This window comes from Sphingomonas sp. BL-S-28, assembly GCF_055521515.1.
Genome location: NZ_CM145484.1, coordinates 1,851,015 through 1,865,961 on the forward strand (window position 1 = coordinate 1,851,015; position 14,947 = coordinate 1,865,961).

General features: G+C 65.5%; 14 protein-coding genes. 4 read left to right on the top strand and 10 right to left on the bottom strand.

The features are described from left to right. Nucleotides 1-85 precede the first annotated feature (85 nt). The gene (locus ACZ1JC_RS17510; protein WP_465135661.1) at nucleotides 86-868 is read left to right on the top strand and encodes an SDR family NAD(P)-dependent oxidoreductase; all 783 of its coding nucleotides are present in this window, start codon (nucleotides 86-88) and stop codon (nucleotides 866-868) included. 150 nt (nucleotides 869-1,018) lie between these two features. Here the strand turns inward: ACZ1JC_RS17510 and ACZ1JC_RS17515 are convergent, their stop codons facing one another. Then, a complete protein-coding gene (locus ACZ1JC_RS17515) occupies nucleotides 1,019-1,960 on the bottom strand; it encodes a GGDEF domain-containing protein (RefSeq protein WP_465135660.1) in 942 nt (313 codons plus the stop codon). A 189-nt stretch (nucleotides 1,961-2,149) separates the two neighbouring features. On the opposite strand from ACZ1JC_RS17515, the gene ACZ1JC_RS17520 reads away from it, so the two are divergent. Continuing rightward, on the top strand, nucleotides 2,150-2,650 hold the full coding sequence (locus ACZ1JC_RS17520; protein WP_465135659.1) for a VOC family protein: 501 nt from the start codon (nucleotides 2,150-2,152) through the stop codon (nucleotides 2,648-2,650). On the opposite strand, the gene ACZ1JC_RS17525 is transcribed toward ACZ1JC_RS17520, so the two are convergent. Then, nucleotides 2,637-3,698: a LacI family DNA-binding transcriptional regulator gene (locus ACZ1JC_RS17525; protein ID WP_465135658.1), complete on the bottom strand. Its 1,062-nt coding sequence runs from the start codon at nucleotides 3,696-3,698 to the stop codon at nucleotides 2,637-2,639. The two genes, ACZ1JC_RS17520 and ACZ1JC_RS17525, sit on opposite strands and share 14 nt — an antisense overlap. 258 nt (nucleotides 3,699-3,956) lie before the next feature. Between ACZ1JC_RS17525 and ACZ1JC_RS17530 the strand changes: the two genes are divergently transcribed. Further along, complete coding sequence (locus tag ACZ1JC_RS17530) at nucleotides 3,957-5,132, top strand: acyltransferase family protein (protein WP_465135657.1); 1,176 nt, start codon at nucleotides 3,957-3,959, stop codon at nucleotides 5,130-5,132. 306 nt (nucleotides 5,133-5,438) lie between these two features. On the opposite strand, the gene ACZ1JC_RS17535 is transcribed toward ACZ1JC_RS17530, so the two are convergent. The 8 genes from ACZ1JC_RS17535 to ACZ1JC_RS17570 form a co-directional block, all read right to left on the bottom strand. Continuing rightward, complete coding sequence (locus tag ACZ1JC_RS17535) at nucleotides 5,439-6,608, bottom strand: thiolase family protein (protein ID WP_465135656.1); 1,170 nt, start codon at nucleotides 6,606-6,608, stop codon at nucleotides 5,439-5,441. Then, nucleotides 6,608-7,012 carry a Zn-ribbon domain-containing OB-fold protein gene (locus ACZ1JC_RS17540; protein ID WP_465135655.1) on the bottom strand — a complete coding sequence of 135 codons (405 nt, stop codon included), beginning with the start codon at nucleotides 7,010-7,012 and terminating at the stop codon, nucleotides 6,608-6,610. The genes ACZ1JC_RS17535 and ACZ1JC_RS17540 overlap by 1 nt, the downstream gene beginning before the upstream one ends. Before the next feature lie 97 nt (nucleotides 7,013-7,109). Then, nucleotides 7,110-8,030 (bottom strand): TIGR03619 family F420-dependent LLM class oxidoreductase, encoded by a 921-nt coding sequence (locus ACZ1JC_RS17545; RefSeq protein ID WP_465135654.1) that lies wholly within the window; start codon nucleotides 8,028-8,030, stop codon nucleotides 7,110-7,112. A gap of 155 nt (nucleotides 8,031-8,185) precedes the next feature. Continuing rightward, nucleotides 8,186-9,394, bottom strand: coding sequence for a CaiB/BaiF CoA transferase family protein (locus ACZ1JC_RS17550; protein ID WP_465135653.1), 1,209 nt, complete (start codon nucleotides 9,392-9,394; stop codon nucleotides 8,186-8,188). A gap of 273 nt (nucleotides 9,395-9,667) precedes the next feature. Beyond that, nucleotides 9,668-10,819, bottom strand: a complete 1,152-nt coding sequence (locus ACZ1JC_RS17555) for a CaiB/BaiF CoA transferase family protein (protein WP_465135652.1) — start codon at nucleotides 10,817-10,819, stop codon at nucleotides 9,668-9,670. Next, on the bottom strand, nucleotides 10,816-11,568 hold the full coding sequence (locus ACZ1JC_RS17560; RefSeq protein ID WP_465135651.1) for an SDR family NAD(P)-dependent oxidoreductase: 753 nt from the start codon (nucleotides 11,566-11,568) through the stop codon (nucleotides 10,816-10,818). Before ACZ1JC_RS17560 ends, ACZ1JC_RS17555 begins: the two co-directional genes overlap by 4 nt. Beyond that, nucleotides 11,565-12,995, bottom strand: coding sequence for an aromatic ring-hydroxylating oxygenase subunit alpha (locus ACZ1JC_RS17565; RefSeq protein ID WP_465135650.1), 1,431 nt, complete (start codon nucleotides 12,993-12,995; stop codon nucleotides 11,565-11,567). Before ACZ1JC_RS17565 ends, ACZ1JC_RS17560 begins: the two co-directional genes overlap by 4 nt. An 11-nt stretch (nucleotides 12,996-13,006) precedes the next feature. Continuing rightward, nucleotides 13,007-14,293, bottom strand: a complete 1,287-nt coding sequence (locus tag ACZ1JC_RS17570) for a metal-dependent hydrolase family protein (protein WP_465135649.1) — start codon at nucleotides 14,291-14,293, stop codon at nucleotides 13,007-13,009. 239 nt (nucleotides 14,294-14,532) lie between these two features. On the opposite strand from ACZ1JC_RS17570, the gene ACZ1JC_RS17575 reads away from it, so the two are divergent. Beyond that, entirely contained in the window at nucleotides 14,533-14,868 is a 336-nt protein-coding gene (locus tag ACZ1JC_RS17575) for a 2Fe-2S iron-sulfur cluster-binding protein (RefSeq protein WP_465135648.1), read from the top strand. The last annotated feature ends 79 nt before the right edge of the window (nucleotides 14,869-14,947 follow it).

Below are 14,947 nucleotides of genomic sequence, written 5' to 3' on the forward strand. Positions count from 1 at the left end.
AAGCATCGTTGCCGCCGTGGTCAGGCTTATCCGCCGCGCCGAAAGCGCCTAGCCGAAGGTGAAAGACGATCACGAGAGGTATGCGATGAAGACGGCGATCATCACCGGCGCGGGCAGCGGCATCGGGCTGGAGACTGCGAAAATCCTTCATGCCGAAGGCTTCGCCATCGTCGGCGTCGGTCGCAGCAAGGACAAGCTGGCCACGTTGGAGGCCGCAATCGGCAATCCCGACCATGTGCTGGCGATCAGCGCCGACCTGACCGACCCTGCTGCACCCGGCGCGATCGTGAAGGCGACGCTGGAGCGTTTCGGCCGGATCGACGCGCTGGTGAACAATGCCGGTGTCGGCAGCCCCAAGCCGCTGGACGAGACCGATGACGACACGCTGGACGACTTCCTCGACATCATGCTGGTCGCGCCGTTCCGCCTCTGCCGCGACGTGATCCCGCACCTTTCGCAACGGGCCAGCGTGGTCAACGTCACCAGCACTTTTGCGCATATCGGCGGTCGCCGCGGCGGTGCTTACTCAGCGGCGAAGGGCGGCCTCAAGTCGCTGACCGAGCACATGGCCTGCGAATACGGCCCGCGCGGCATTCGCTCCAACTGCGTTGCGCCCGGCGTGACGATGACCGACATGGTGCGCCACCGGTTCGAGGATGAGGGCTTCAAGCGCGCCAACGTGGAAACCACGCCCTATCCGCGCCTTGCGCTGCCGGAAGATATCGCCAGCGTCATCGCCTTCCTCTGTCTGCCGGGCAGCGAGATGATCAACGGCCAATCGATCGTGGTCGATGGCGGCTGGACGGCCACCAAGTACCTTAGCCCGCGCGTGACGCGCACGACCTGGGTGGAGCCGGGCGAGGCGTAAGTCCGTTTGGAAAACGGCCATCCCGGCATTTTCTTGCGGCACCGGCCCACTTCCCCACCCGGCCATCCATCAGGGTACGCTCGTGGGTGGCCGGGTGGGGGAGTGGGCTGGTGCCGCGAAATTCGCTGAAAGCGAATTTCCAGACAGATACTACGCCGCCACCATGATCGCGCCGCCGCCCTTGTTCTTGGCGCTGTAGAGGGCGGTATCGGCGCGGACGAACAGGATTTCCGGATCGACGTCCACCCGGGCGGGCACTTGCGCTATCCCGGCCGAGGCGCTGAGCGGCAGCAGCTCGCGGCCCCAGGGCACCGGCGTCAGCAAGTGCGGCAGGCGGCGGCGCAACATGCAGTCCGTCATCTCGATCTCGCCCGTGCGGTTCAGCAGCATGGCGAATTCGTCCCCGCCGATCCGCGCGATCATGCGGGCATCGGGGAAGGATTCGGACAGGCGGCGGGCGAAGGCGGCAAGGCAGGTGTCCCCCGCGACATGGCCCCAGCAGTCGTTGATCTTCTTGAACGAATCGAGGTCGAACAGCACCAGCGTGCCCAGATCCGCCAGCATCTGGTCGCCCATCGGCCGGTCAAGGAAGTGCATTTCGAACAGCGCGCGATTGGCCAGGCCGGTGACCGGATCGTTCTCCGCCATGTGGCGCAGGCGCTGCCAGCGGGCGTGTTCCTCGGTCACGTCCTGCTTGGTGCCGAACAGTTCGACCGTGCGACCATGTTCCATGCGCGCGGCGGCGGTAAGGCGCATCCAGCGCGTTTCGCCATCGGTGCGGCGGATCTGCGCATCCATCGTGAAACCCGCCCCGGTGGCGATGGTATGAGCGCGCAGCCGCTCCATCGTTTCGCGCGATTCCTCAGCGTAGAGCGAAATGGCCTCGCGCCGGTCGATCCTGCGGTCGGCGGGCAGGCCGAACAGATCGAACACGCATTCCGTCCATGACAGGTTCTGCGTCGCCAGATCGCAAGACCATGCGCCCAGACCGATCAGGCGGGCTGCATTGGCGAACAGCGCCGGGTCGGCGCTGGCGGTAGGTCCGGTTTGCGGTACGGCTGCGATGGGCGAGCCGACGGGCGAATGGAGCAAGCGAATGTCCTCGGATGGGGGCGACGCTAACGTCTCCGGGAAAGCACTCAAGTTAATAAAGGGAAATGGTAAATGTCCAATAACCGTCCCTGAGGGGCAAGCGCGCCGCCGAGGGAGGCAAGCCGCCGCGATTGCCCCTTGGCGTCGGTCCACCGATACTTGCGGCAAAACCATAAGGGAGAACAGGCCATGATCCGGGGTATCCACCATGTCGGCGTGAATTGCCGCGATATCGGCCGGATGAAGCGCTTCTATTGCGAGGCTTTCGGGTTCGAGCCGGTGGGCGAGGGATTCGGCTGGGCGGACGAGCCGGTGATGGACCTGATCGTGGATGTGCCGGGATCCGCCGCGAAGGGTGTGATGCTGCGCGCGGGGCAGTGCTACCTCGAACTTTTCGAATATTCCGCGCCGGCTTCGGATATCGCCCGGCCGCTGCGGCCCAACGATCGCGGTTACACGCACATGTGCATCGACGTGACCGATATCGAAACCGATATCGCCCACCTCAAGGCTTGCGGCATGACCTTCAACGACCGCGATTTCGTGGACGTGGGCCACGTGCGCACGCTCTACGGCTATGACCCCGAGGGCAATGTGATCGAAGTGCAGCAGTGCATGCCGGCCAACGGCTTCACGCTGGAGGAACTGCGCGCGGCGAATGCCGCCAAGGGGAGCGTCAGCGCGGCATAGCGGCCGCTTGCGCCAACGGCACTTCGCCGATGGGGGCGACGGAGGCGCGCAGGACCGGCCGGGCTTCGAAATTCGCGTCGAATCCCAGATCGGCGGGAGGCGGCAGCGTTCCGCCGGACAGGCGCAGCACGGCGGCATGGCCCATGCGATCCCACGGCACATGGACCGAGGCGAGCGGCGGCACGGTCATCGCGGCCAGCGGCGTATCGTCGAAGCCGGCCACGGAAAGCTCCCCCGGCACCGCGATCCGCATTCCCGCCGCCGCGGCGAGGGCGCCGGCAGCCATCTCGTCATTGCAGGCGACGATGGCGGTGGGGCGGGGGCTCAGTTCCAGCAGCAGGCACGCCGCTTCCATGCCGGAGGCGAAGGAATTGTCTCCGGGCGCGACCAGCCAGGGCCCGCGATCCAGCCCCCGCGCGGACAAGGCATCGTGATAGCCCGCCGCCCGCAGCCGGGCGGCGCGCGAGTCGTCCGGACCGGCGATCAGGCCGATGCGGCGGTGGCCGTTGTCGAGCAGCCAGCGGACCAGATCGGCCATGGCTGCTCGCTCGTCCATGGCGCGCTCGTTGACAGCGGGGCCGGTCTCCCCGTCCTCCTGCCCCAACCGGATGCAGCGGGTTCCGGCGGCCCGGCAGACGTCGGCAAGATCGTCCCGCTCGGCCAGCGGCGGCAGCAGCACCACGCCGGCCGGCGAATGGCGATCGAGAAAGGCGCGCAGCCCGGCCGCCTCGTCCCGCTGTAGGGGGCAGAGCACCAGCGCCAGTTCGCTGCCTTCCATCGCCCGCACCATGCCGGCTTCCACCGCTTCCCGGATGCCGCGATCCGATCCGTTATGGACCAGCGCGATCAGGAAACTGCGCCGCAGCGCCAGAGCCCGAGCCTGCGCGTTGGGTACGAAGCCAAGCGTGGCAATCGCCGCCTCCACCCGCGCGCGCATGGCGGCGCTGACGTCGGGCGAATTGTTGATGAAGCGGCTGATCGTCTTCTTCGATACGCCGGCGATCCGGGCGACATCGTCCATCGTGGGGCGTGGGTTCGTCGGCGTCATATCGCCATGATGGCGGGGGCCGGTTGCCGCCCCAAGCCCAGTTTGATCCATTCCGGATGAACCGCGGAATCGCCCCCCGGATGCGCAATCCGCGCGGGCCCGCGCGCCAAACGCGACGGAATGATACAACCCCGTCATTGCGGAAAAGCGCAGAAATCCCTAAGTGGGCCGCAATGTCATAAGCTGTGCTATAAGCCGGCGCGTGAGTGTTGTGAGCCGCGTTCCCCCGTGTGGAACCGCCATCCCCGTTGGAGAACGATGAAGCCCGCCCCGTCGCAACGCCACTATGGAATGGATTGGCTGCGCGTTGGCGCCTTCGTCCTGCTGATCTTCTATCATGTCGGCTTTTCGTTCACGCCGTGGGGTTTTCAGACCCCCACGCGCGGTGTGGTGAGCTGGGCGGAAATCCCGCTGCTTGGCCTCAGCGCCTGGCGTCTGGCGCTGCTTTTCGCCATTTCCGGATATGCCAGCGCGGCGCTGCTGAAAAAGGACGGCAACAACCGTGTCTTCCTGAAAAGCCGGCTGCTGCGCCTTGGCATTCCGCTGCTGTTCGGCCTCACCGTCGTCGTCCCGCCGCAGCCCTACATGGGCCTGATCAACAGCGGTTACGAGCACGGCTACGGCTACTTCCTGTTCCATGACGCCTTCAGCTTCCGCAAGGTGGGCTACGAAGACCTGCCGGCGACCATGCATCTGTGGTTCGTCATCTACCTCCTCGTCTACACGCTTGTGCTTTGCGCCGGGCTGATGTTCCTGCCGGATTCGTGGCGGGCATGGATGCGCGAAAAGGCGGAAATGCTGCTTTCCGGGCCGCTGATGCTGCCGCTGGGCATCGTGCTGATTTTCGGCATCCGCATGTTCTACGATGGCTGGACGGACATCCACAGCCTGTTCGTGGACCGCGCCGCGCATCTCCATTACTTCGGCATGTTCCTCTACGGCTTCCTGCTGCGCGGGTCCGAACCGATGCGGCAGGCAATTGCGAAGCAGTGGAAGACCGCGCTGGTGCTGGGCGTGCTCGGCTATGTCTGGGTGATCGGCGATACGCTGCTCTGGCCCGGCAACACGCCGACGCCTGCCGCGTGGGAACAGCCGCTGTCCTTCGCCAAGTCGGTGCAGTGCTGGGGCACGGTCGTCGCGCTGTTCGGCATTGCCGACCGCTACTGGAACTTCGATAGCAAGTGGCGGCCGATGCTGGTGGAAGCGGTGTTCCCGATCTACATCGCGCACCAGACGGTGATGGTCTTCGTCAGCTACGCCATCCGCGACATGGGGCTGACCGCCCTGCCGGAATTCCTGACGCTTTGCGTGACCGTGGCGGGGGGATCCTGGATCTTCTACCTGATCGGCCGCGAGATCGGCCCGCTGCGTCCACTGATCGGGCTGAAGCGGCATCGAGCGCCGCGTAAGGTGCCGCAGGTGGCGGTGGCCTGAGGGCCTGTTTGGCCGGCAAACTGCGTTCGTTTCTGCTACGGTAGCTTTCGCGCAGGCTGACAATTCCAATCAAGAACTCGTCGCCCCCGCGAAGGCCGGGGCCCCGCTTTTTTTGGGATCACGCAGAGACGCGGTTACCCACGACCTCTCTGCGTCTCCGCGTGGTCTAAAAGAAAAGCGGGATCCCCGCCTTCGCGGGGATGACGGAGTTGGATGGGTGAGCGCGGGTAGGGGGCTCGAAACCCTCTGAACTCGGAATATTCCATCCCCGGCCTCGCAGGAGGAGAGCCCGCGAGGCCAGAGCTCTCAATCCCGTGCCAGCAGCAGCGCCGCCGCCATCGGGCCGCCGCCCGAAGTCGCCACGGCCACTTTCGGATCGCCTGCGATCTGCCGCCCGGAGGCCGTGCCGCGAAGCTGGTTCACTGCCTCATGCGCAAAGCCGAAGCCGTGGAGACGGCCGGCGCCAAGCTGGCCGCCGAAGGTGTTCATCGGCAGTTCGCCGTCCAGCGCAATGCGCGTGCCGCCTTCGATGAACTTGCCGCCTTCGCCCTTTTCGCAGAAGCCCAGGCCTTCCAGCCAGGTGATCGGCAGGAACGCGAAACCGTCGTAGAACTGGGCGGTGTCCACGTCCTTCACGGTATAGTCGGTGCGCGTCCAGAGGTCGGCGCCGGTTTCATAGGCGGCGGGCCATTCGACCTGATCCCACGAGTAGCGATCGACCGATCCGGACATCGCGGCCACGCGCACAGGCGTGGATTTAACGTCGCCCAGCGCATCTCCGGCCGAGACGATCACTACGGTGGAGGCATCGGAGAAACGGTCGCAATCGTAGAGGCACAGCGGCGTGGTGATCATCCGCGCGGCCATGTACTTGTCCAGCGTCAGTTCTTCCTTGGTGATCGCCCTTGCGCGCGGGTTGCGCATGGCGTTCTTCGAACCGTTGATGGCGATCTGGCCAAGCTGTTCGCGCGTAAGGCCATAGCGATGCATGTGGCGTGCGGCGTATTGCGCGGTCCAGCAGGCGGCGGACGTGGCCCAGAACGGGCTGGTCCACTGCGAGGAACCGGTGACGGTATCCTGCCGCGCGCCCGACATATAGGTGCCCGGATCGGCCATGCCGCCCGCCTCGTAAACGGTGCGGAAGCAGATCGCGTGGCGGACGAGGCCCTGCTTCACCGCCATCACCGCCGCGCCGATGGCGGCAAGCTGGGCGGGTTGTTCCGCAGCACCAAGGTGCCACTTGGACTTGATGCCCAGCACTTCGATCAGATCGTCGCTGCTGACGGGGGAGAAGGCGGTGTAGCCATTCATCTTGCCGGGGTAGGTGAACACACCGTCGATCTGCGAGAGCGTCAGCCCCGCGTCGTCCAGCGCCTCACGCACGGCATCGACGGTCAGCAGCAGCGGATGGCGCGGCAGGCGCACGCCGACTTCGGACTGGCCGAGGCCGGTGATATAGGCTTCCGTACTGGCCATCAGACGGTCCTCTCGAAGAGGGGGTAGAAAATGCCGTCCTGCTCCTCGAACACGACGCGGACCTTGTCCTCGAAATCGACCGCATCGACGGGGCAATTCACGATGTTGGTGGTCAGGTAGACCCCCGGCGCGCCGTCCAGCTTTACGCGGGCGATCACATAGGGGACTTCCAGATCCTTGGCCCAGGGCTGGTGGTTCACCGTGAAGCTGTCGATCACGCCGGTGCCGGCTACCGCGTGGGCTGCCACATTCTCGGACTGGCAGTGGCGGCAGAGCAGGCGCGGGGGATGGGTGAACTCACCGCAATCGCCGCACTTCACGATGTTCAGCTTGCCTTCGCTGCCGCCTGTCCAGAACGCGGTATTCTCCTGGTCCAGCTTGGGCCGTGGCCGCGGTGGATTCATCGCCTCTCTCCCATTCGTTGGGATGAGAAGTCCGGTGTGGGGGCCCCTGCGTCAAGGCGGGCGGGGGATTGATCGTGCCAGCGCTTCAATGCGGCGGTCAGGCGATGGCCGGCATGATCTCCTCGGCGATCCACTGGGTGTAGTCGCGGTAGGCATCGACGCCGGAAAGCGGCGGGATCGGCACCGAACTCCAGGTAACGCCCATCCGCGCGAGTGCGCCGAGGCGGTCGATCAGTTCTTCCTTGCTCTGGCCGGGCCGGGCGGAGGGATCGTGTTGTACCTTGTGCCCTTCGCCGACGCGGGCAGTGGAGATGCCGTAGAACACGTCCTGCAATTGCCCGTTGTAGTCCGGCTGGGCGCGGATGAAGTCGATCCTGTCGGGGATCATCTCGGGCTTGGTCAGGAACGGCCACCAGCCCTGCGCATAGCGCGCGGTGCGCTTCAGCACGGCATCGGCATCGCCGCCGAACCACACCGGGATATGCGGCTTCTGCACCGGTTTCGGCTCGAAAGCGACATCGCGGAAGGAGACGTATTTGCCCTCGAATTCCGGGTTTTCCTGAGTCCAGAGCGCAAGGATCGCCTGAATGTATTCCTCCGCCATGGCGCCGCGTTCGTGGAAGGGAATGCCGAGCAGGGCGAATTCGTCCTCCAGCCAGCCGACCGCGAATGTGATCGTCACGCGGCCGGAGGAGAGCCAGTCCATCGTCGCCAGCGCCTTGGCGGTGACTATCGGGTGCTGGGCGGGCAGGATGGCGATGCAGGAATTGACCCGCACCCGCTCCGTGGCGCCGGCGAAGTGGCTCATCGCGGTATAGGCGTTGAAGTAGAACGGGCCGGAGAGGTCGACGTGGCGCTTCGGAATGACGTGGTGCTCGGGCACCGCGATCATCTCGAACCCCAGCTTTTCCGCCCATTTGGCAAGGGCGGTCTGGTCCGCGCCGGTGACGGCCAGTTCCCATGGCTGCATCGTCGCCTTGAGTTCCAGCATGTGCGGCATCGCGAATGCGAGTTTCATCTGATTTCTCCCTCGTCCGACCTGACGGTCGGAATGCGGCACCGGCCCACGCCCCCACCCGACCTCCCATCAGGATACACTCGTGGGAGGTCGGGTGGGGGCGTGGGCCGGTGCCGCATGAAAATGCCCGGATGGGCATTTTCACGGTCCAACCTTCAGTCGATCACTTTGCGGGCTATCAGATCGTCCATTTCGCTTTCCGACAAGCCCAGAAGCTCGCGGTAGACGTAGCCGTTGTGCTCTCCCAGCAGGGGCGCACCGCGTTCGACCAAGGGGCCTTCGGGGCTGACCCGCCATGACGGGCCGATGATCGGGCGCGTGCCGTTGCGATGGTCGCTGACCATGCGAAAGGCGTCGCGGCCCCAAAGGAAACCGTCCGAGCACAAGTCCATTGAACTCATCGCCTTGAACGCCGGAACGCCTGCATTTCTGAGCTTTTCGGCAAGGTCTGCGGCGTCGCGCGGGCGGGTGAGCGTGGAGAGTTCGGCATCGAGTTCGGCGCGATTGGTCAGTCGGTCCGCCAGCGTCGCAAAGCGCGGATCTGAGGCGAGGGCAGGGGCGCTTAGCGTGTCGCAGAGTGCCTGCCATTCCCTCTCGTTCGCCACCGCGATACTTGTCCAGCCGCTCTCGCCGCAGGGGTAGAAGCCGTGCGGGGCCATCTCCGGGTGGCAGTTGCCATCGGCCTTGGGCACGTCTCCGGTGACGCTGGCGGCGAAGAGGCTGTCGCCGACGAGGCTGGTCATAGCTTCCACCGCCGACAGGTCGATGAACTGGCCTTCGCCGGTGCTCTCGCGGTGGTGGAGCGCGGCGACGCAGGCGAGTGCGGCAAGCGCGCCGGCGGTGGAATCGCCGTAGCGGATGTTCATGCCCTTGGGCGTCTCGCCCTCATGCCCCACCAGCGCGGTAAGGCCGGAGAGCGCGGCGAAGCAGGGGGCGTAGCCGGTCTGATAGCCCAGCGGTCCATCGCTGCCCCACATCTTGATCGCGCACTGGATCAGGTCCGGCTTGATCGCCTTCAGGCTTTCGTAATCGAGCCCGGACCGCTCCATCGCGCCGGGGCGGATGTTGTCGATCAGAATGTCGGCCTGGGCGATCATGCGCTTCACGAGGTCCAGCCCCTCGGCGGTCTTCATGTTGACCTGAACCGAGAGGATCTCCTGATTGATCGACAGGAAATAGGGTGCGGCGTCGATGTCCACGCCGCCATAGGCGCGCATCTCGTCGAGGTTGGAGCGGGATTCGATCTTGATGACTTCCGCGCCGAGGTGGGCGAGCAGCTTGCCCGCGTAAGGGCCGGCCCAGACTTTGGCGAGTTCGACGACGCGGATGCCGGCGAGGGGGCCTTGTCGGTCAGGGAGTGGCATGGTGGCGCTCCGGGATTGGGTTCACGCGGAGGCGCGGAGACGCGGAGAAGAAGAGGGAAGAGAAGGGGATGCGCGCAAAGGCGCAAAGGCGCAAAGATGTCGTGTTTTCGGCGAAGCCCTTTACGTTGCGACGATGGCGCGTGCCGCAGCGTTTGGAAGATGAGGAAGCCTGCGGCGCAGCGCGACTCCTTTGCGCCTTTGCGCCTTTGCGTGAAGCCAACCTTCCTACTTCTCTTTTCTTCTCCGCGTCTCCGCGCCTCCGCGTGAAACCAATCATGCTTCCGCCTCCTGTCGGCTGGCGCCCAGTTCCGGCGCGGCAGAGCGAATTCGCACCGGCGTGGCGCTCATGCGGTAGGCGGCGGTGGGATAGGAGACTTCTCCAAACGCCGGATGCTGGGCCTGCTGGAAAAAGCCGCGATGGACGAACTGTTCGTGGCGCGGCAGGTCATCGGCGGTCTGGACCGGCACCATGGCGACGCCCGCCTTTTGCGCGGCCTCGGTAATCGGATGCTTGTCCTGCCGGGCGATCCAGCCGGTGAAGTGTTCGCGGAATTTGGCGACATTGGGCGGCGTGCAGTCGAACTCCAGCCAGTCCTCCCGCAGTTCCTGCGTCCAGGCCGGATCGCCCATCAGCGCGCAGAGGCCCTTCCAGTGCGCGCGGCTGGTCATCAGCAGGAAGACATGCCCGTCGCGGCAGGCGAAAGAGGTGCCGGGGCCGCCCATGTCGTAGGCGGTGCGTGCGTCGCTGGGCTCCGCCTCGCCCGCCAGCATGCGGTCCAGCACGCAGTCGATGCGGTTGATCTGCACTTCCACTTCGGAAATATCGACAAACTGGCCCTGACCTTTGCGGCGCAGGCGCAGCAGCGAGACCATGGTGGCCAGCGCGGCGTCGATCCCGGCTTCGTAGTCAGAAAGGAACCGGCCCGCGCCTTTCAGCGGCGGCTTGTCGGCAGGCGTTTCGCTGGGGCTGTGATAGGCCCAGCCGCCGGCGGCGATGACGTTGATCGGGCGAGCGGATTGCCAGCCTTCCGGCGCGTCCTGTCCGAACGGCGTGACCAGCGTGTGCACCAGCGCGGGATGCGCAGCGGCGACGGCTTCGGGCGTCAGGCCCATGGCGCGGCACCAGCCCGCGTCGTGATCGTCGATCATGCCATGCGCGCGCGCCAGCAGGCGGTCCAGCACCTTGCGATCCGCTGCATCGGCAAGGTTCAGCACGACCGATTTCTTGTTGGTATTGAGGTAGGCGAACAGCGTCGATTCCCCCGCCGCGAAAGGCCCCATCGCGCGCGTCGGAGCGCCGCCGGGACGTTCCACCTTAATGACTTCGGCGCCGAGATCGGCCAGCAGCTTGCCGGTATATTCCCCGCTCACGCGCTCGGCGACCTCGATCACGGTCAGCCCTTCCAGGGCACCTCTGCTGGTCATAACGATTGCCCGTCGTCGATCGTGAATGTCGCGCCCGTCACTTGCGCGGAGGCGTCGGAAAGCAAGTAGAGCAGCATAGGCGTCAGCGCCTCGGCATCGAGCAGGCGGCGGCGGTGGAGGGCGGCGATATCGGCCTGTCCGCGCTCGCTGGCGAACCAGTCCGTGTTAATCTCGGTGGCGATCCAGCCGGGTTGCAGGGTGTTGACGTTGATCCCCTGCCGCACCCATTCGCGCGCCAGTTGTCGGCCGAGGTGGGCAAGGCCGGCCTTGGTGGCGGCATACATCGCATCGCCGGTGCCGTTCTGCTGGGCGGTGATCGATCCGATCAGCACTACGCGCCCGCGTTGATGCTCGCGACTGCCGCCCGCGATCAACCGCCGTCCGGCCTCGCGCGCGACCAGCATCGCGCCGAGCAGGTTGGTATCGAGCACGCGGCGCAGCCCGTCTTCCGGCACATCGGTGGAGCGCCCCCCGGTGCCCACGCCGGCATTGCAGATCACGCCGTCGATCACGCCGAACCGGGCCTCTGCCGCATCGAAGGCGGCGCGCACCGAAGCTTCGTCCGTCACGTCCAGTTCGACGGCTAGCGCTTCGCCCAGTTCCGCCGCCAGCTCGGCGCAGCGGTCCACCCGCCGCGCGCCCAATACGACGCGTCCGCCCGCAGCCGAAATGGCGCGCGCGAAGCCTGCGCCGATCCCGGAGGAGGCGCCGGCCACGAAAATGGTGCGACCTGAAAGCGAGAAACTCACGGGCGCTGTAAAGCCCGGAAGTCGGGATGATAGGGCGGTAGTGCCATGTACTTGTCGATGGTCTGTTCGAAGTGGCGCACGCGCACTTCCTGATAGTCGCCCAGGGTGATGCCGGGCTTGGCGCTCGCTTCCAGCCCCTCCTGCTGGGCGTAGAGATTGTCGGTATCCTGATCGAGGATATGGCCGAAACCGGGGTCCATGCCCTGCGCCTCTGCAAAGGACTGGTGATCCTGCAGAATCTCCACCTCGGCCGTTTCCACCTCGCTGCCGTCCTTCGGCTTGGGCCGCATGAACATCACTTCGTAGATCGTGCGGCGATGGTCGCGCGCGTCGGGGCGGAAGCGGTAGATCATCGGCAGCGAGATGCCGGGGAACAGGAACAGGTTCGGGAAGAACGTGTAGCTGTAGGTATCGAGCAGTTCGGTATCCGAAACGTGGCTGAGATCGGTGTTCGTCGCCGTCTCGAACATGTCGCGGAACATGTCTGCCATCACCTGCCGCGCGCGTTCGCCCGCCTTCAGTTCGGGCTTGCTGCCGCCCAGCGAGGAACTGTCGCCCAGCGTGAAGTTGGCGATGATGTCCGCCTCGCTGTACTTGTCGCGCAGCTTGGGGCTGACCACACCGAGCGTGGAGATGAAGCGGTCCACATGATCGCCGTAGACGTCGTACTGCGAGTTCACGTCGCCATTGGCGGGCGCGACTTGCGGGTGGGTGTCGCCGACGTGATAGGCCTCCATGAAGGCTTCCATCGTCAGCTTCCAGTTGGCCGGATAGCTCTTCTGAACGTGGAGGTAGATGTAGCGATCCTCCAGCTTCCACGCCTTGAGATGGGCGAGGGCCTCGGCACCGAGGTACTCTTCAAGGCTGGGCGCGGCGGGGTCCATGTTGACCCAGACGAAGCCGCCCAGCCGCTCCACCCGTGCCTCGGGCAGGCACATCTTCTGCGTGGCGACATGCGCGAAGTCCCACTTTTCGGGGATTTCCTTCAGCGATCCGTCGAGGTTCCAGGTCCAGCCGTGGAACGGGCACTTCAGGTTCGTCGCGAAGCCCGCCGTGCCGGAAGGCTTCAGCTTGGTGCCGCGATGGAGGCAGGCGTTGAAGTAGGCGCGGATCTCGTCATCATCACAGCGCGTGACGACGAACGAGTACGATCCGATGTCGTAGACGTAATAGTCGCCCACTTCGGGGATGTGATCCTCTCGGCAGGCCATCTGCCAGGTGCGCGTCCACATCCGCTCGAACTCCGCTTTGGCGAAGGCGGGATCGGTGTAGCGTTCCTTGGAAACGTCCTCGCTGCCGAGGTAGTGGTAGCTTTCGCTGGCCGCCCAGGCAGGCGCAGCGTTGCGGTCCGCGGCGATGATGTCCTGCGTGGATTCGGCGGGGCAGCGGGCCTCGCCGGGCTGCAGCGTTCCGGTGGCGACGTTCATTCTGAGGCTCCTTATTCCGCCGCTTCGAGCGTCGGCGTGCTCGCACGTACCGCGAGGGCGGGGCTGATTTTCTGGACAACGCCGTCCTTCATCACGAAGGCGACCTTTTCCGGCCCGGCGAGGATGGAAATGTCTGCAAGCGGATCGCCGTCGACCAGGATCAGGTCGGCCAGCTTGCCCGGCGCCAGCGTGCCGAGTTCGCCGCCGTATCCCATGGCGAGGCCGCCATTGCGGGTGGCGCAGACCAGCGCCTCGGCCGGGGTGTAGCCGTAGAAATCGACGAAGGATTTGAGGTCTCGCCCCTGCGTGCCCTGCGGGCTCCAGCCGAAGCCGTAGTCGCCGCCGATCAGGTGACGGATGCCGCGCCTCCGCAGTTCGGTATGCGTCTTCAGCGAGTTTTCCAGCAGGTCCGGAATGTTCATGTAGCCGCCGACTTCGGGCGAGAGGCCGTGCGCCGAAGCCTCACCCGCCATGATCTGCGCGAAGAGGCCGACGGTGGGGACGACGAAGATGCGGTCCCGCGCCTCCTCCATCATGTCCAGCAGTTCCTCGTCCACGTATTCGCAGTGGAACAGGCCGTCGACGCCCGCACGGACGCAGTGCTTGGAACCTTCAATGGAACGGGTGTGCGCGTTGATCTTGCGGCCATAGGCATGGGCCGTTTCGGCGGCGACGCGCACTTCCTCGAAAGTCATCGGCGTCGTGTTGCCGGGGGTGCCGGGGTAGAACGGGTCGCCCGAGACATCGAGCTTCACGTTGTCGATGCCCTCGCGGCAGTGGAGGCGCACGGTCTTGCGCATCTCTTCCACGCCGTCGACGATGGCGGAGGGGCCGATGCGCGGATTGTGCAGCTTGCTCTCATCCCCCATCGCGCCGGTAACGGAGATTTCGAGGCCGCCTGCACGGATGCGCGGGCCGGGAAGGCGGCCGGCATTGACCTCGTCACGCACGGCGACGGCCAGTTTCAGCTTCGCTTCGGACGCGCCGTAGGCTGAGGTGAAGCCGGCCTCTATCAATGCCTTGGCCCCGCGCGCGGCGGTGAAGACCTGCGTTTCGGGGCTGGGGGTGATCAGGTCCTCGGTCGCGCAGACATTCTCGAACGAGAGGTGCGCGTGGCCTTCGACCATGCCGGGCATCAGGAACATGCCACTGGCGTCGATCGTGATGTCGTCCGGCTGTGCGACGGTCGTGGTGCCGACCGAGGTCACGCGGTTGCCCTCGACCACCAGATCGCCTTTGATAGTAGCCTTGCCTGTCCCGTCGAATATCGTGGCGTTCTGGATCAGTGTCCGTCCCACGGTTTTTCTCCTTTCGGCCATCGATGTGTGCGTGGCTCGTATGGCGCAGGTTAGGAGCGGGGAGGGGCGCGGCAAATGACGGGCCGGGCAGAGGGCTTGTCCTGTACGGGAAGGCGCGCCGGCTACGTGGTGGCGGTTTTCCCGCTGGGGCAAGTCGCAAGGCATGGGGAGCGCTTTGCGCGGCCCCCCGGCTGCGGCATCACGTGTGAAAATCAAACGAAGAGGACCGGGCCGGATTTATGGGCAACCTTCATGTCACCATGACCGACATCGACGGCGTGAAGCACGAATTTTCCGATGTGGATGAAGGCGTGAGCCTGATGGAACTGGGCCGTTCGCGCGGTGTTGCCGGAATCATGGGCGATTGCGGCGGCGGCTGCGCCTGCGCGACCTGTCACGTCTATGTCGCGGCAGACTGGTGGAATGAGGTGGGCGAGCCGGACGATGTGGAATTCGCCATGCTCGACATGGTGGCGGACGTCATGAAGGACACCAGCCGCTTGGGCTGCCAGATCAAGATGAGCGATGATCTGGATGGCTTGGAAGTCACCGTGGCGCCTGCGTCGGGGTACTGATCCTTCCCCTCGGGGCAAGCCTTGGTTCGAGGGCGGGCATGGCTGGCCGTCGCTGCCCGGTCCATAGAAGATCGCAAAG